Raw genomic sequence first — 15,398 nt, 5'->3', positions numbered from 1 at the left:
AGGGCAGTGCCCATGAGCCAATCCACTTTCACCATTCTGCTCGGCGGCGAACTCAGCCTGACGGAGCGTTTGCGCCACGCGATCGGCGGCAGCCGTTTCATCGCGGCCGATGGCGGCATGCGGCATGCGATGGCGCTTGGGGTCATGCCTGAGCTCTGGGTCGGCGATTTCGATTCGACGCCCCCCGATCTCGAAGCGGGTTTTCTCGATGTGCCGAAGCAGCCCTATCCCGCAGCGAAGGCGGCGACGGACGGCGAGATCGCCGTGTCGGAAGCGGTCGTCCGGGGCGCTCGGCGGCTCATCCTGGCCGGAGCGCTCGCCGGCGAACGGTCCGACCACGCGCTCCAGCACCTGCTGTCGGCCGTCGGCCTGGCGGAACAGGGTTTCGACGTGCTGCTGACTTCAGGCAAGGAAGAGGCCGTTCCGCTGCTCGCCGGCACGATCGAACTGGACCTTCCCAAGGGCAGCCTGTTTTCCGTGCCCGGATTCAGCGAGTTGAAGGGGCTTTCCATCGAGAATGCGCGCTATCCGCTCACGGATTTCCATCTGCCTTTCGGCTCGTCGCGCACCATATCCAACGTTGCGGAAGGCAAGGTTCGCTTTTCGCTCAAAAGCGGCCGGGCGATCGTGCTTGCCCGGCCCTATGATCTTTCCGGAGTCTGATTTTTGGCCCCTCCCATTCTGAAACTCGACGATATCTTCCTGAGCTTCGGGGGCGCACCGCTGCTGGCGGGCGCTTCCCTGCAGGTCGAGCCCGGCGACAAGATCTGTCTCGTCGGGCGCAACGGCTCAGGAAAATCAACACTTCTGAAGATTGCCGCCGGCCTGGTCGAGGCGCAGTCCGGCGAGGTCTTCCGCCATCCGTCCTCGACGGTGCGCTATCTCGAACAGGCGCCGGACTTTGCCGGTTTCAGCACCGTTCAGGCCTATGCCGAGGCCGGGCTGGGACCGGGCGACGACCCCTATCGCGTGACCTATCTTCTGTCCCATCTCGGCCTGACCGGCGAGGAAGATCCGAGCACCCTTTCCGGCGGCGAATCGCGCCGGGCCGCCCTTGCCCGGGTGCTGGCACCGGAGCCCGATATTCTCCTGCTCGACGAGCCGACCAACCATTTGGACCTGCCGACCATCGAATGGCTGGAAGGCGAACTGCAGAAGACCCGCAGTGCCCTGGTGCTGATTTCGCACGACCGTCGTTTCCTGGAGAAGGTTTCGACCGCGACCGTCTGGCTCGACCGCGGCGCCTCGCGCCGGCTCGACAGGGGATTCGCCCATTTCGAGGCCTGGCGCGATCAGGTGCTGGAGGCGGAAGAGCTCGAGCAGCACAAGCTCGGCAAGGCGATCGAGCGCGAGGAGCACTGGCTGCGCTACGGCGTCACGGCCCGGCGCAAACGCAACATGCGCCGCCTCGGCGAGCTGCAGACGATGCGTTCGCAATATCGCGGCCACAAGGGGCCGCAGGGCACGGTGCAGGCAACGGTTTCGGACGCGCAGGAATCCGGCAAGCTGGTGATCGAGGCCGAGAAGATCACCAAGAGCTTCGGCGACCGGGCCATCGTCACGCCGTTCTCGATCCGCGTACATCGCGGCGATTGCATCGGTCTCGTCGGGCCGAACGGCGCCGGCAAGACGACGCTCCTGAAAATGCTGACCGGCCAACTTTCCCCGGATAGCGGCACAATAAAGCTCGGCACCAACCTGGAGATCGCCACCCTCGACCAGAAGCGCGAGGACCTCGATCCCGAGGATACGCTTGCAAACTACCTGACCGACGGGCGCGGCGAAAACCTGCTCGTCAACGGCGAGCAGCGCCATGTCACCGGCTACATGAAGGAATTCCTGTTCCAGCCGGAACAGGCGCGCACGCCGATCAGGAGCCTCTCCGGCGGCGAGCGCGCCCGGCTGATGCTGGCGCGCATCCTCTCGCGCCCGGCAAACCTCCTGATTCTCGACGAACCCACAAACGATCTCGATATCGAGACGCTCGACCTCTTGCAGGAAATCGTCGCCGGCTTTCCCGGCACCGTCATCCTCGTCAGCCACGATCGCGACTTCCTCGACCGCACCGTAACCTCGACGATCGCGCCCGCCGTGCCGGATGCGCCCGACGGCCGATGGATCGAATATGCCGGCGGCTACACGGACATGTTGGCGCAGCGCAGGGGCGCGCTCGAAGAGCGCAGAAAGGCCGAGAAAGCGGCGGAGAAGCCGAAGGCGCAGGAGACAACAGCTTCCGGCGCAGCCTCGAAGAGCAAGCTTTCCTTCAAGCAGAAATTCGCGCTTGACAATCTGCCGAAGGAAATGGCCAAGGCCGAGGCCGAGATCGCCAAGCGCGAACTTGTCATGGCCGATCCCAATCTCTTCACGCGCGACCCCGCTGCCTTCAACCGGCTTGCAAGCGAGATGGAAAAGCTGCGAGTTAGCCTGACCAAGATGGAAGAGGAATGGCTGGAGCTCGAAATGCTGCGGGAAGAGCTGGAAGGCTGAGACTCTCGCACTCAGCCGCTCGCGTCATCTGTGTGGGCAAAGGTTCAGCCAGACGATAGGGGCAGCTTAAAGCACCGGCGCGGGCACGGCGGCGGCGCCCGCACTGGCGCTGGCGCCGGTGGTCTGGGCGACCTGCTGCTGCGGCTCTTCGGATCTCGAAGGCAGAGCCTGCAGATGCAGCACCCGCGGCTGCAGCGCCTCCAGATAGGTTTCAGAGCGGCCGATATAGATCATGCCGGTTTCAGGCATCGAAGTCAGCACGCTGCACATCGTTTCCTGCCATTCCGGCTCCATGCCCTCGAGCACTTCGTCGAAGATGATCCAGCGCGGGCGCACCAGCAGCAGGCGGGCGAAGCCGATCGCCTTCTGTTGATCGCCGTCGAGCAGCTTGTCCCAGCGGGCGCGGGTATCGAGCCTTGCGATCAGAGAGTGCAGGCCGGCCTTTTCAAGGGCCGCCTCGACGGCAGCCTGCTCGTAGGCATCGGGGCTTTCGGGGAAGGCAAGCGCCTCGCGCAGCGTGCCGCCCGGAATATAGGCGATCTGCGGAACGAACAGCATGTCGTCGATCGGCGGCAGACCCATCGTGCCGCTGCCGCACGGCCAGAGCCCGGCCAAGGCCTGGAACAGCAGCTTGCGGTTGACGCTATGATCGCCGTTGATCATAATTTTTTCGCCGGCCTTGATCATGATATCGGTTTCACGCAGGCGAAAACCGCCGCATTCCTCGATGTCTTCGCCGATCTTGGCATTGATCACCACATCCTTCAGCGTCAGCCGGTCGGGGGCGGTGTTTTCGTAGGCGATGCTGCCCTTCAGGCCAAAGTCCTCGTCCATGTCGAGCAGCGCCTGGCGGAAGTCGGTGACGCGCATCAGCGTGGCACGCCATTCGGCGATCGGGCCGAAATTGGCGACATACCAGCGCAACGCCGTATTGACCTGGTTGAAGGCGCCGACCGACATCATCAGCTGACCGAGGGTGAGGCCGCCGGAAAAATAGGCGGGTGCGGCAACGATAATCGGAATGACGATCACCAGCCAGCCGTAGCCGGCCGAAACCCAGGTGAGATTGGTATTGGCCATGGCGAGCCGCTTGACGACCCTCAGTACCGAGCTGATGTCGGTATTGATGCGCCGGCGCTCGTTCTCCTCGCCGCGGGCGACGGTGATCGCCGGCATGTTCTCGTTGGCATGCATCAGGGTGAAACGAAGCTCGGCCTCTTTCGAGAACCGGTCGGCATTGAGCTTGACCAGCTTGCGGCCGACGACCTGGCTCAGCACCGAGGCAGAAGCGGCATAGAAAATCGCCGCCCAGACCATATAGCCCGGTATGGAGAAGCTGTGGCCGCTGATGTGAAAGACGAAGCCGCTGGACAGCTCCCAGAGCACGCCGATGAAGCTCACCAGAAGAATGGTCGACTGTAAGAGGCCGAGCACGAGTCCGGTGGTGCTTTCGGCGAGGTTGCGGGAATCCTCGTGCAGGCGCTGGTCCGGATTGACGCCGATCAGGCCGCTCGAGGCGAGCCGCAGCGCCCGCTTGCGCTTCAGCCACTGGTCAACGAGATCGCGCGACAGGCCCTCGCGCATATAGAGCGCCGTCATCTGGTTCAGCCAGGCCTGCAGCACGTTGAGCAGCAGAAGCGTGCCGGCAATCATTGCGAAGATTTCGAGCTGGTGGAAGAATTCGCCGAGATCGCGGCGCTCGAGCGAATCGTAGAAGGGGGCGTTCCACTCGTTGAGGATGACCTGGCCATAGGCCGTCACCAGGATGACAAGGATCAGCACGGTCGCCAGAAACAGCACCTTGCCACGCACTTCAGAATTCCAGAATGCCGAGAACATTACTCCGAGGCGATATGTCAGGCTGAAGTCGTAACCAACCTTATCCTGCCTCCTGGTGCCCGGCCTCCCCTCGATCTTATCTGCCATCATGCTTTTCCAACACCGCCCATACTGTCATTATTAACATGGTGGCGTTACCGGTCTATCAACAGATTTTATCAGTCATTAAACTGTGATGATTCTTGACCCACCGCTCCTGCATGCATTCGTAGTTGATTCGCGGCTCAACTGAGACTAATTAAGGCACTCCGTGGTGATTTGGCCGGCCGGCTTGCAGCCACGTTAAAAAATTCGCTAAAGGGCCGCGTGCGGACCGGTAGCGATTTTTTCGCCGCCGGTTTTTTATTTTTGATCGAGTTGACCGCAAATGCCCATCAAGATCCCCGATACGCTGCCCGCTTTCGAAACCCTGGTTCAGGAAGGTGTGCGGGTGATGACCGAGACGATGGCGATCCGTCAGGATATAAGACCGTTGCAGATCGGGCTGCTCAACCTGATGCCCAACAAGATCAAGACCGAACTGCAGATGGCCCGTCTCGTCGGCGCTTCGCCGCTGCAGGTGGAGCTGTCACTCATCCGCATCGGCGGCCACAAGGCTAAGAACACATCCGAAGATCACCTGCTTGCCTTCTATCAGACCTGGGAAGAGGTGAAGCAGCGCAAGTTCGACGGCTTCATCATTACCGGGGCGCCGATCGAGCTTCTCCCCTATGAGGACGTTACCTATTGGGCAGAGATGCAGGAGATCTTCAATTGGACGGAGACCAACGTCCATTCGACGATGAACGTCTGCTGGGGCGCGATGGCGGCGATCTATCACTTCCACGGCGTTCCGAAATATGAGCTGAAGGAAAAGGCCTTCGGCGTCTACCGGCACCGGAACCTGAAGCCTTCCTCCATCTATTTGAACGGCTTTTCCGACAATTTCGAGGTCCCGGTGTCGCGGTGGACCGAGGTGCGCCGCGAAGATATCGAGAAATCCGCAAGCCTCGAAATCCTGATGGAATCCAGCGAGATGGGCGTATGCCTCGTGCACGAGAAGAGGGGCCGGCGGCTCTACATGTTCAACCACGTCGAATATGATTCCACCTCGCTTTCGGATGAGTATTTCCGCGATGTGGATGCCGGCGTGCCGATCAAGATGCCGCACAATTACTTCCCGCATAATGATCCAACGCTTGCCCCGCAGAACCGCTGGCGCAGCCACGCGCATCTCTTGTTCGGCAACTGGATCAACGAGATTTATCAGACGACGCCCTATGACGTCGAAGAGATCGGCATGGATCTCTGAACGGCATTTCTTTCTGACCTGCCCGGTTGCGGTTTGGAAGAAATGCGGGCAGGTTCCCGTCCGAAACCCTATAGCGCCGCGTGTCTTTATCGGACGCGCAAAGGAATGGACGGTCGATCATGTCGGATAAGTTGGAGCGGGAAGTTTTCGGTCAGACGAAGGCGGGCGAGACCGTCTATCGCGTCGTCATCAAGGGTGGCGGGCTGACGGCCAGGATCATCACCTGGGGCGCCGTCATACAGGATCTGCGCCTTGCAGGCCACGAGGCGCCGCTGCAGCTCGGCTTCGAGGATTTCAACAGCTATCCCCTCTATTCGGCCTATTTCGGCGCGACGCCTGGCCGCTGCGCCAACCGCGTCGGCGGCGGCGCCTTCACGCTCGATGGCAAGGACTATCAGCTCGAGCCGAACGAAAACGGCGTCACACATCTACATGGCGGCAGCGACAACATCGCCAAGCGCAACTGGACGATCGTCGAGCATGAGGTCGACCGCCTGGTGATGAAGATCGTCGATCCCGACGGCCGCGCCGGCTATCCCGGCAATTGCACCATCCAGGCGACGTTCCGGGTGCACGGCAATGGTGAACTGTCGATCACCTACGAATCAACAAGCGATCAGCCGACGCTCGCCAATGTCTGCCAGCACGCCTATTTCAATCTCGACGGCCGCGAAGATGCGCTGGGCCACGACATCATGATCGCCGCCGATCACTATTTGCCGACCGACGAGAAGCAGGTGCCGACCGGCGAAATCCGCCCCGTTGCCGGCACCGAATTCGATTTCCGCGAAATGGCTCCGATGAAGCGTTTCGTCGGCAGTGAACAGGTATTGTACGACCACAATTTCTGCCTGTCTCGCGAGCGCACCGCCAAACGGAGCGTGGCGCTCGCCCGCAGCCTCTATTCCGGCGTGTCGCTCGAAGTACGCAGCACCGAGCCGGGCGTGCAGTTCTATGCCGGCTTCAAGCTCAATACAGGCGCTCCCGGCCTCGGCGGGCGCAAATACGGCCCGTTCGCCGGCTTCTGCCTGGAAACGCAGGTCTGGCCGGATGCCATCAATCACGAGGGCTTCCCGAATGCAGTCCTGCGTCCGGGCGAGGTGCTGCGCCAGGAAACGGATTATATCTTCACCAAGAGCTGAGCGTTCTAAAGCGCGTCGCGATCTTCAGATTCGCTCCTCGCGTTTTAGGTTTTTGCTTTTACGCATGTCGTTATCGCAAAACCGCCGCACACTTTTGCGCGACATGCTCTGAGACGCACGGCTGTCAAATTTGATCGCTATGAACCCTCTTCGGATTGCCGGAGAGGGTTTTTTCTTCTGCGCCTTGTGATTCATGCTTGCTGATTGGTTCTATATAGGTTCTATTGTGTGTCCATGGATAGAACCAGTCTAGTAGCTGAACTCAATAGGCGCGGCCTGCGCGACGAAGCGCTGGCCGGACCGCTCTACAAGCGGCTGGCGCAGGCGCTGACCAGCCTCATTCAGGAGGGCTTGCTGAAGGCCGGCACGGCGCTGCCGGGCGAGCGCGATCTTGCCGAGGCTCTCAAGCTCGGCCGCGTCACCGTGCGCACTGCCTATCGCGACCTCATGGCGACGGGTGCACTGGAATCGCGCCACGGAAGCGGTACTTTTGTATCGGGCAAGGTGGAGCGCATGGAGCAATCGCTCTGGCGGCTTTCCTCCTTCTCCGCCGACATGCGCTCGCGCGGACGTCTGCCGGCCGCACGCATCTTGTCGCGGGAGGTCAACACGCCGTCGCCGGAGGAATCCTTCCTGCTCGGCCTCGGCGGCGACGAACCGGTGCTGAGGCTCGACCGGCTGCGCCTCGCCGATGGCCTGCCGCTGGCGATCGAGCGCGCCGTCGTGCCGGTCAAGTTTTTGGGGGAGAACGCCGGCGGCGAGGGATCGCTCTACGATGCGCTGGCGGCGAATGGCCATCGGCCGGTGCGTGCGCTGCAGCGGCTGACCGCCGTCACGCTCGATGCGTCCTATGCCGCGATGCTGAACGTCAAGGCAGGCGCGCCGGCGCTTCTGATCGAACGTGTCTCGCGCCTGGAAGACCAGCGCGTCGTCGAATACACCCGCTCGCATTATCGCGGCGATGCCTACGATTTCGTTGCCGAATTGAGAATTGGAGATGACCATGAGTGAGAACCAGTCGCTAATGCTGCAGGAAGCCGGCCAATCACCCGAAGTGGTGGCCACGCTTCTCGACAACGAAAAGCCGGTCTTTGGCGAGATTGCCCGGCTGTTTTCATCCGCTCGCCCGAGCGTGGTGACGACGGCCGCGCGCGGCTCCTCGGACCATGCTGCCACCTTCTTCAAATATCTGTTCGAGATCACCTGCGGCGTCCCAGTCGCCTCGGTCGGCCCATCGATCGCTTCCGTCTATGGTGCGGCCCTGCACCTGAAGGGCGGCGTGCATTTCACCGTCTCGCAGTCGGGCGCGAGCCCGGATATCGTCGCCTTGCAGGAAGCGGCGAAGAAGGGCGGCGCGACGACGATCGCCGTCGTCAATGTCACCGATAGCCCGCTTGCCAAACAGGCCGATATCGTCCTCGGCCTCAACGCCGGCGCGGAAAAGAGTGTGGCGGCAACGAAATCCTTCATCGCCTCCGTCGCCGCGCTTTCCGGCGTGACGGCTGCGATCGGCGGCGCGTCCGACCTGCATGCAGCACTGGAAAAACTGCCGGAGGCGCTTTCGGCGACCGCCGGGATCGACACGGCGGCGGCCGAGGAGGTGCTGTTCCATGCGACCTCGCTCTATACGGCCGGCCGCGGCCCGGCCTTCGCGATCGCGCTCGAAGCGGCGCTGAAGGCCAAGGAAACCTCCGGCCTGCACGCCGAGGCCTTTTCACTGGCGGAACTGATGCATGGCCCGATGCGCCTGGTGCAGCCGGGCTTTCCGGTCGTCGCCTTTGCGCCTGACGACGCGGCCTTCGCCAATAACGGTCAGGCGCTGCAGCGGCTGCAGAAGCTCGGCGCCACCACTGTCGGTTTCTCCACGCAGCCGCTCTCCGGCATCAATCTGCGCGTGCCGACGACGGGCAACGGTCTTGTCGATCCGCTTGTATCGCTGCTCGTCTATTACCGGCTGATCGAATCGGTGACGCGCCGCAAGGGCTTCGACCCCGACCGGCCGGCCAACCTGCTCAAGGTGACGGAGACGGTCTGATGGGACGCAAGATCTTCGTCGGCGCCCGCATTTTCGACGGCGAGCGCTTCCATGACGACAAGGCACTCGTCCTTGCCGACGGCCGCGTCGAAACGATCGTCGCGGAAAACGACCTGCCCGATGGCGAGACGGTAACCCTTGAAGGCGGCGTGCTGTCGGCCGGCTTCATCGATGCGCAGGTCAATGGCGGCGGCGGCCGGATGCTGAACGACGAGCCCTCCCCAGCGTCGATGGAGATCATCGCCGACGGGCATCGGCCCTATGGCACGACATCGCTGCTGCCGACCTTGATCACCGATACATCGGAGGCGACCGATGCCGCCATCGAGGCGGCGAAGGAGGCTGTAAAAGAGAACCGCGGCGTCGCCGGCCTGCATCTCGAAGGCCCGCATCTGGCACCGGCCCGCAAGGGCGCGCATCTGGCCGAACTGATGCGGCCAGTGGAGGACCGTGACGTCAAGGCCTTCATCCGGGCACGTGAGTCGATCGGCACGCTGCTCGTCACCATCGCGGCCGAGCAGGTGACGGTCGCCCAGGTGCGCGAGCTTGCGGAAGCCGGCGTTACCGTCAGCATCGGCCATTCCGATTGTTCGAGCGAGGCGGCGGAGGAACGTTTCGATGCCGGAGCGCGTGGGGTCACGCATCTCTTCAACGCCATGAGCCAGATGGGACACCGTGCTCCCGGCCTCGTCGGCGCAGCCATCGATCATCCCGCAACCTGGTGCGGCATCATTGCCGACGGCCATCACGTCGATCCGAAGGCGCTGCGCACGGCGCTGCGCGCCAAGCGCGGGGAAGGCAAGTTGTTCTTCGTCACCGACGCGATGTCGCTTGTCGGCTCGCAGCAGGACTCGTTCACGCTGAACGGCCGCACCGTCCGGCGCGAACGGGGCGGCTTCTGCTCGAAGCTGGTGCTTTCCGACGGAACGCTCGCCGGCTCCGATGTCGACATGATCTCGACGATCCGCTACGGCGTCGCCTATCTCGACCTGACGCTCGCCGAGGCGCTGCGCATGGCGACCCTCTATCCCGCCCGTTTCCTGAGACTTGCCGATCGCGGCCATCTTTCACCGGGCGCGCGTGCCGATCTCGTGCATCTCACCGATGCGCTCACCGTCTCCGCCAGCTGGCTTGCCGGCGAAGCGGCCTGAACTCAAGGAGAAGTGGGATGACCGAGATTACCGATGCCTATTTCTCCAACCTGATCGCCCGGCTGGAAGAGCTGAAGCAGACGCTTGCCGGGCCGATGGCGCAGGCTGCGGCGGTCATCCTCGATGCGGCCCGCGGCGACAAACGTGTCTATGTCTTCGGCACCGGCCATTCGCATATGCTGGCGGAAGAGGTGCACTATCGTGCCGGCGGGCTTGCCTTCACCGTGCCCGTGCTCGTCGGCTCGGCCATGCTGCATGAGGGTGCGGTCATCAGTTCGGTCTATGAACGCACGCAAGGCCTGGTGCGGCCGATGCTGGAGCGTTACGGCATGCAGCCGGGCGACGTCATCATCATCGCCTCCAATTCGGGGGTGAACGCCGCGCCGATCGAAGCCGCCGACTATGCCCGCGACATCGGCGCAAAGGTGATCGCCATCACCTCGATCGCCTATTCCTCGGCTATCGCCAATGGCCGCCGCCGGCTCGCCGACGTCGCCGACGTGGTGCTCGACAACGGACTGCCGCCGGGTGACGCCGTTGTCGATCTCGAGGGCGCAGGGCTTCGGGTCGGACCGGTCTCGACGGCGGTCGGTGTGACCATCATCAACGCGATCTTTGCCGAAGTCGCCTCGGAGCTTTCGAAATCCGGCGATGCGCCGGTTTATCTCAGCGCCAACATGCCGGGCGCGGCCGAGATCAACCAGAAGCTCGTCAAGAAGTACCGGCCGCGCAACCCGCATCTCTGAGAGGATAAAGGAGCCTGCTGCTGTCGCAAGCACGATTCATGACGCGATCAAGCGGCGAGGATCGAGCTAACCATACGGGCCGTCCGCGGTGCCAGCGTCAAGCCGATATGCCCGTGTCCAAAAGCAAACACGACATCCCTTCCTCCTCTTGAAGGCCGGATAACGGGAACGGAATCGGGCATGGAAGGGCGAAAGCCCATCCAGCTCCGGCTTGGTTCACCAAGCGTCGGGAAAATCCTGCGGGCGTTTGTCAATAGCACTTCGAGGCGCCGTGGGTTCGAAGGCGCGGTGAGGCCTCCGAGTTCAACAGTGCCGGCCACGCGCAGGCGGCCACGCATCGGACAAAAGTAAAATCCATGATGCGTCGGGCACACCGGTCGTTCCACCGGCTGTGCTTCCATATCGAACTCGAGGTGATAACCGCGCTCGGTATCCAGGGGGACCCGCTCTCCGAGCTGCAGAGCCAGGCCGCGGGAATGTGCGCCGGCAGCGATGACTGCCGCTCGGGCATGAATGCTGTGGGCTGAAGCCATCATCCTCACTCCATTCCGCTCGCGCGAAATAGTCGTCACGGCGTCTCGGACGAACTCGACGCCCGCTTGTCTGGCGGCGGCTTCCATCACGCTCATGACCTCGCCGGGGTCGGTGAAGTTTATTGCGTTCGGAAAGAAAAGCCCTCCGCCATGAACCTGCGGCAGCCGAGGCTCCAGGCTTCGCACCTCGTCGGGAGTGAGGAGCTGCTGCGCAATCCCGTAGTTTCGGCGAAGCTCGACATCCGAAGCAGCCGCCTTGAAGGCCTCGGGCGTTTGGTAGAGGTAGAGGCATCCCTTCGCACTCAAGAGATCGGATGCGCCGATCTCTGTTGCAAGGTCGAGCCATTCCGATGAAGCGTTGGACAGAAGGTCGGCGATACGGCTGGTATTGTCTCTGTATCTGTGAGGGAGGGATTCGTAGGCAAAACGCATCAGCCATGGAAACAAGGTGGGCAATGCCGCCTTGCGGATGGATAACGGGCTGTCGGAATTGAGCAGCAGCGAGACCAGGTTTTTGAGGACAGCGGGCGTGCCAACGGGAATGATTGCATAATCGGCGATCGTCCCGGCATTGCCGTACGATGCGCCCGAACCAGGTTTGTTGGGTTCGATCACAACGACATCGCGACCGTCGGCACGCAGCCGCAGAGCGGTTGCCACGCCGATCACGCCGCCGCCGATGACGGCGATATCTGTTGTTAGCTTATTCATCAGATGTGGATTTATCATTAGAGAAACGAGGCTTGGATGCCGATCAGACCAGGAGCTAGCCTGGCGACGCGTAGCGCGCGACGTAGGCAGCCGTGCGCGCTTCGGTAGGACGGTCAAGCACGTCTCCGGCGGTTCCCTGCTCAATGATAAGACCACCATCGATGAACACGACCCAGTCCGACACCTCCTTCGCAAAGGGCAGCTCGTGGGTGACCAGGATCATTGTCATGCCGTCGGCCGCAAGCTCCCGCATGACGCGGAGCACTTCGCCGGTCGATTCAGGATCGAGCGCCGACGTCGGCTCGTCGAACAGCAACACGGTCGGTTCCAGCGCCAGAGCGCGTGCGATCGCCACACGCTGCTGCTCGCCGCCCGACATTTGTTCAGGATAAGCCATCGCCCGTTTGGCAAGGCCCACTCTGGTCAGAAGTTTCACGGCCCGCTCCACAGCCTGTCCTTCACTAATCCCGGCCGCGTGCATCTGAGCGAGAACGACGTTCTCCAGGGCCGTCAGATGCGGGAACAGATTGAAACGCTGAAACACCATGCCGACACGCTGCCGAAGCTTTGCAAGGTTGCGGCAGGTCACCTTGCCGTCGGCAAAAATCGTTTCATCGCCGACAGTGATCGTTCCCTGATCGGGACGCTCAAGCAAATTGACGCAGCGCATGAGGGTGGTCTTTCCTCCACCGCTCTGGCCAATGATGCTCACGATTTTGCCTGTGGGAACCTCGAGATCGACGCGGTCGAGCACCAGGCGCCCGTCGAAAGACTTGCGCAATCCGCTAATTTTGACGGCGGAGCGACCGACCGGCTGCTTTGGCACAAAGGCAGTTTTGGCAGGAGTGGTCGTCATGGGTCAGACCTTTCCCTCGGCGAGATAGGTCTTGGCCAATTTGAGCCGGCGCCTTCTCGCCAATGACAATGGCACACCAGCTTGGATCTTGCGCTCCAGCAGAAGCAGACATTGCGACACCGGATAACAGATAGCGAAATAGACGGCCGAGATCACCAGATACACTTCAAGCGCCCGGAATGTTTCCGAGGCGATCAACTGCGCCTGCGTCATCAACTCGGCAGCGGAGATCGTCACAAGCAGCGAGGTCGACTTGATCAGATCGACGAACATCGTGTTCGTACCGGGAAGCGCCAGGCGCACCGCCTGCGGCAGGACGACATGGCTGAAAGTCTTGACGCGCCCTAGCCCGAGAGCTTGAGACGCCTCTTGCTGTCCTTGGTGCACGCCGGCGATAGCTGCTCGAAAGATCTCGGACAGGTAGGCAGCGTAGAAGAGCACCAGGCTCAACACTCCAGCCTCGAAAACCTCCAGCCTGATGCCCACGGAAGGCAGGCCGAAATAGGTGAGGAAAATGATCGCCAGGAGCGGTACGTTTTTGAAAAGCTCGGTGTAGAACGCCGCAGGGACGCGGACCAGTCGCAGCCGGTTGAGCCTCATCAACGCAAGGACAAGACCAAGAATCGTCGCGCCGATGAAGCTGACCACGGTATAGCCGAGGGTCTTGAGCAGACCCCCGGCAATGTTTCCGACGTAGTCGTTCCAGGGAACCTGGAAGATATCGGTGAAGGATGACAACGCCGTCATGCTTCGATCTCACTTCGCGACGGAAGGCGGGTTCCAGTCGGCCGGACGGTCGACGCCGCGCCGCTGTGCCGCCATCTCGGGCGATGGGACCAAGAACTGCTGGGGATCGCCGCCCCATTTCGTGATCAAAGCGGCAAGGGATCCGTCCTTGTACATGCCGTCGATCTGATCGGAAACAGCCTTGGCCAGCTTCGGCGACTGCTTTGGAAGGTAGAATCCGGTCATGTAGGCTTGAAAATATTTGTAATCGGGATGCGCGGCGACCTGTTCGTCTGTCGGCGGTTTCAGATATTCGATGCGGACCTTCATGTCGGGGCGCTGCTGCTGTTGATAGGTGATCAGCAGCGGATCGAGAAAGCCGACGTCCAGCCGCCCGGCAGAAATATCCTGGAACACACTGTCGGCGCTCGGGAACGTATGGGGTGATGCGTTAGGTACCTGAGCGATGGATTTCGCCCAGACATAGCCGGTAACGGTGCCGAGATTTTTGCCTTCGAGGCTCGCAACATCGGGAAAGCTCGCCGTGCCGCTTACGGCCATCGCCGGCGGCGAATAATACGGCGGGTCCGTGAACAAGCCGACTTTCTGGCGAGCGTCGGACCAGGCGATTCCGCCAATGGTTATATCAGCCCGCTGTGTCTGCACGGAAGCCAGCATGCCCGGAAAGTCGGTGACGTTGATTTCGATTTTGAGACCGAGCTTATCGGCTATGGCTGTCAAGATGTCGCTGTCGAGGCCGACGAGCTTTCCATCCTTGACCGCCGTATAGGGCATGTAAGGCTGGACCGTAACGACGAGCGTGCCCGCCTTCATCAGCTCCAGATCGTCGGCGTTAGCAGTGAATGGCACAGCCGTCGCAAACAGCCCCAAACTCAAGATCGCCACGGCAATGATCCCATTCGCCTGCGGTTTTTTTGTCAATTCAGCATGTTTCATTTGAAACCCCTCTTTGTGGTTATATATTGCTGATATATTGACAATATGCAGCCATGATACGAAGTCAAGCAGATTCGTTGAGCGCCTTTTTTCTAGGCGGAGCAACCTCTAGCTATGCGGAAATGGACAGAGAGGAACACGCTGAATATGTCGGCATTCGAAGTGGATTACGAAGCGGCTGAAGCAACGCTGGCGGAGCGGACCTATATTCGGCTGCGCGACGACATCATCACGACGCTGCTTCCTCCGGGCACGCTTCTGCGGGAAGCCGACCTCATGAAACGCATGGAAGTCGGGCGCACTCCGGTCCGGGAGGCGCTTCAGCGTCTGCAATATGATGGTTTCGTTGTCGTCAGCGCGCGGCGCGGCACATTTGTCAGCAAGATCGATATCAATGATCTGACGGCGGTTTACGAGGCGCGGGCACGGATCGAATCCTGGGCGACCCGGCTAGCTGCGGAAAGGCTGCGCGAGTTTGAGCGGCAAGAAGCGCGGCTACTGATCGATGAGCTCAAGCAAACGACCGGTCCGATGGCACTGGAAGATATCCTTGCCCTGGATCGGCGGGTTCACCGCTTCATTTACAAAGTGGCGAAGAACTCTTTCCTGTTCGATACCCTGGATCACTACCACAATCTGTCGCTGAGAATCCTTTACGTCGCCATGAAACGCTTTCCGACTCTGGTGCCGCGCCTTGAGGACGTCTTGCATGATCAAGTCCTCATGCTTGAGGCGGTATGCAGAGGGGATGCAGATGAGGCTGAAAAGATCGCAATGGCTCATGTCATGAGCTTCGAGAGCGAGGTCCGAAAGGTTATCTGATTTCGGCTCTAGGAATTAGGTCCAGCTTTTGCTGAGCGAAGATACTTCCGGGCAGAATGAGCGGTCATCGACACCTGCCTGAAGTTCACATTTCAGTGAGAG

The 15,398-nt window shown here is 61.3% G+C and carries 14 protein-coding genes and 1 riboswitch; of the genes, 9 read left to right on the top strand and 5 right to left on the bottom strand.

Annotated elements, in window-relative coordinates; translation table 11 throughout:
• The first annotated feature begins 12 nt into the window (after nucleotides 1-12).
• Entirely contained in the window at nucleotides 13-663 is a 651-nt protein-coding gene (locus QWJ46_RS08270; protein WP_302750497.1) for a thiamine diphosphokinase, read from the top strand.
• 3 nt (nucleotides 664-666) lie between these two features.
• Complete coding sequence (locus QWJ46_RS08265) at nucleotides 667-2,487, top strand: ABC-F family ATP-binding cassette domain-containing protein (RefSeq protein ID WP_302750495.1); 1,821 nt, start codon at nucleotides 667-669, stop codon at nucleotides 2,485-2,487.
• Between the two features lie 66 nt (nucleotides 2,488-2,553).
• Here QWJ46_RS08265 and QWJ46_RS08260 read toward each other — a convergent pair whose 3' ends face one another.
• Nucleotides 2,554-4,413 (bottom strand): ABC transporter ATP-binding protein/permease, encoded by a 1,860-nt coding sequence (locus QWJ46_RS08260; protein ID WP_302750493.1) that lies wholly within the window; start codon nucleotides 4,411-4,413, stop codon nucleotides 2,554-2,556.
• 153 nt (nucleotides 4,414-4,566) lie between these two features.
• Nucleotides 4,567-4,644: riboswitch (SAM riboswitch) on the top strand.
• Between the two features lie 49 nt (nucleotides 4,645-4,693).
• Between QWJ46_RS08260 and metA the strand changes: the two genes are divergently transcribed.
• The 6 genes from metA (at nucleotide 4,694) to QWJ46_RS08230 (ending at nucleotide 10,691) form a co-directional block, all read left to right on the top strand.
• Nucleotides 4,694-5,617, top strand: a complete 924-nt coding sequence (gene metA / locus QWJ46_RS08255) for a homoserine O-succinyltransferase (protein WP_020922563.1) — start codon at nucleotides 4,694-4,696, stop codon at nucleotides 5,615-5,617.
• Between the two features lie 119 nt (nucleotides 5,618-5,736).
• Nucleotides 5,737-6,759 carry an aldose epimerase family protein gene (locus QWJ46_RS08250; protein WP_302750489.1) on the top strand — a complete coding sequence of 341 codons (1,023 nt, stop codon included), beginning with the start codon at nucleotides 5,737-5,739 and terminating at the stop codon, nucleotides 6,757-6,759.
• Between the two features lie 234 nt (nucleotides 6,760-6,993).
• Nucleotides 6,994-7,770, top strand: a complete 777-nt coding sequence (locus tag QWJ46_RS08245; RefSeq protein ID WP_184454846.1) for a GntR family transcriptional regulator — start codon at nucleotides 6,994-6,996, stop codon at nucleotides 7,768-7,770.
• Entirely contained in the window at nucleotides 7,763-8,794 is a 1,032-nt protein-coding gene (locus QWJ46_RS08240; RefSeq protein WP_302750485.1) for an SIS domain-containing protein, read from the top strand. The genes QWJ46_RS08245 and QWJ46_RS08240 overlap by 8 nt, the downstream gene beginning before the upstream one ends.
• Nucleotides 8,794-9,945 (top strand): N-acetylglucosamine-6-phosphate deacetylase, encoded by a 1,152-nt coding sequence (nagA, locus tag QWJ46_RS08235; protein WP_302750483.1) that lies wholly within the window; start codon nucleotides 8,794-8,796, stop codon nucleotides 9,943-9,945. Before QWJ46_RS08240 ends, nagA begins: the two co-directional genes overlap by 1 nt.
• Before the next feature lie 17 nt (nucleotides 9,946-9,962).
• Nucleotides 9,963-10,691, top strand: coding sequence for an SIS domain-containing protein (locus QWJ46_RS08230; protein ID WP_302750481.1), 729 nt, complete (start codon nucleotides 9,963-9,965; stop codon nucleotides 10,689-10,691).
• A 47-nt stretch (nucleotides 10,692-10,738) separates the two neighbouring features.
• On the opposite strand, the gene QWJ46_RS08225 is transcribed toward QWJ46_RS08230, so the two are convergent.
• From QWJ46_RS08225 to QWJ46_RS08210, 4 genes are read right to left on the bottom strand one after another with little or no spacing between them, the layout of a single operon-like run.
• The gene (locus QWJ46_RS08225) at nucleotides 10,739-11,935 is read right to left on the bottom strand and encodes an FAD-binding oxidoreductase (protein ID WP_302750479.1); all 1,197 of its coding nucleotides are present in this window, start codon (nucleotides 11,933-11,935) and stop codon (nucleotides 10,739-10,741) included.
• Nucleotides 11,936-11,990: 55 nt separating this feature from the next.
• A complete protein-coding gene (locus QWJ46_RS08220) occupies nucleotides 11,991-12,791 on the bottom strand; it encodes an amino acid ABC transporter ATP-binding protein (protein WP_302750477.1) in 801 nt (266 codons plus the stop codon).
• A gap of 3 nt (nucleotides 12,792-12,794) precedes the next feature.
• A complete protein-coding gene (locus tag QWJ46_RS08215) occupies nucleotides 12,795-13,538 on the bottom strand; it encodes an amino acid ABC transporter permease (RefSeq protein ID WP_184454583.1) in 744 nt (247 codons plus the stop codon).
• 9 nt (nucleotides 13,539-13,547) lie between these two features.
• On the bottom strand, nucleotides 13,548-14,474 hold the full coding sequence (locus tag QWJ46_RS08210) for an ABC transporter substrate-binding protein (protein ID WP_184454581.1): 927 nt from the start codon (nucleotides 14,472-14,474) through the stop codon (nucleotides 13,548-13,550).
• Nucleotides 14,475-14,621: 147 nt separating this feature from the next.
• Between QWJ46_RS08210 and QWJ46_RS08205 the strand changes: the two genes are divergently transcribed.
• The gene (locus QWJ46_RS08205; protein WP_088391103.1) at nucleotides 14,622-15,296 is read left to right on the top strand and encodes a GntR family transcriptional regulator; all 675 of its coding nucleotides are present in this window, start codon (nucleotides 14,622-14,624) and stop codon (nucleotides 15,294-15,296) included.
• Nucleotides 15,297-15,398 lie beyond the last annotated feature (102 nt).

It is taken from the genome of Rhizobium sp. CBN3 (assembly GCF_030518245.1).
Classification (GTDB): Bacteria; Pseudomonadota; Alphaproteobacteria; order Rhizobiales; family Rhizobiaceae; genus Rhizobium; species Rhizobium aethiopicum_A.
Note: the sequence above shows the minus strand (reverse complement) of the source record. Positions and strands in the feature narration are given on the sequence as shown.

What these genes read in the sequence shown, in the direction of transcription:
- metA (WP_020922563.1), top strand. Translation starts at nt 4,694, where the DNA reads ATGCCCATCAAGATCCCCGATACGCTGCCCGCTTTCGAAACCCTGGTT.
- QWJ46_RS08225 (WP_302750479.1), bottom strand. Translation starts at nt 11,935, where the DNA reads ATGAATAAGCTAACAACAGATATCGCCGTCATCGGCGGCGGCGTGATC.
- QWJ46_RS08220 (WP_302750477.1), bottom strand. Translation starts at nt 12,791, where the DNA reads ATGACGACCACTCCTGCCAAAACTGCCTTTGTGCCAAAGCAGCCGGTC.
- QWJ46_RS08210 (WP_184454581.1), bottom strand. Translation starts at nt 14,474, where the DNA reads ATGAAACATGCTGAATTGACAAAAAAACCGCAGGCGAATGGGATCATT.
- QWJ46_RS08230 (WP_302750481.1), top strand. Translation starts at nt 9,963, where the DNA reads ATGACCGAGATTACCGATGCCTATTTCTCCAACCTGATCGCCCGGCTG.
- QWJ46_RS08245 (WP_184454846.1), top strand. Translation starts at nt 6,994, where the DNA reads ATGGATAGAACCAGTCTAGTAGCTGAACTCAATAGGCGCGGCCTGCGC.
- QWJ46_RS08205 (WP_088391103.1), top strand. Translation starts at nt 14,622, where the DNA reads ATGTCGGCATTCGAAGTGGATTACGAAGCGGCTGAAGCAACGCTGGCG.
- nagA (WP_302750483.1), top strand. Translation starts at nt 8,794, where the DNA reads ATGGGACGCAAGATCTTCGTCGGCGCCCGCATTTTCGACGGCGAGCGC.
- QWJ46_RS08215 (WP_184454583.1), bottom strand. Translation starts at nt 13,538, where the DNA reads ATGACGGCGTTGTCATCCTTCACCGATATCTTCCAGGTTCCCTGGAAC.
- QWJ46_RS08270 (WP_302750497.1), top strand. Translation starts at nt 13, where the DNA reads ATGAGCCAATCCACTTTCACCATTCTGCTCGGCGGCGAACTCAGCCTG.
- QWJ46_RS08250 (WP_302750489.1), top strand. Translation starts at nt 5,737, where the DNA reads ATGTCGGATAAGTTGGAGCGGGAAGTTTTCGGTCAGACGAAGGCGGGC.
- QWJ46_RS08260 (WP_302750493.1), bottom strand. Translation starts at nt 4,413, where the DNA reads ATGGCAGATAAGATCGAGGGGAGGCCGGGCACCAGGAGGCAGGATAAG.
- QWJ46_RS08240 (WP_302750485.1), top strand. Translation starts at nt 7,763, where the DNA reads ATGAGTGAGAACCAGTCGCTAATGCTGCAGGAAGCCGGCCAATCACCC.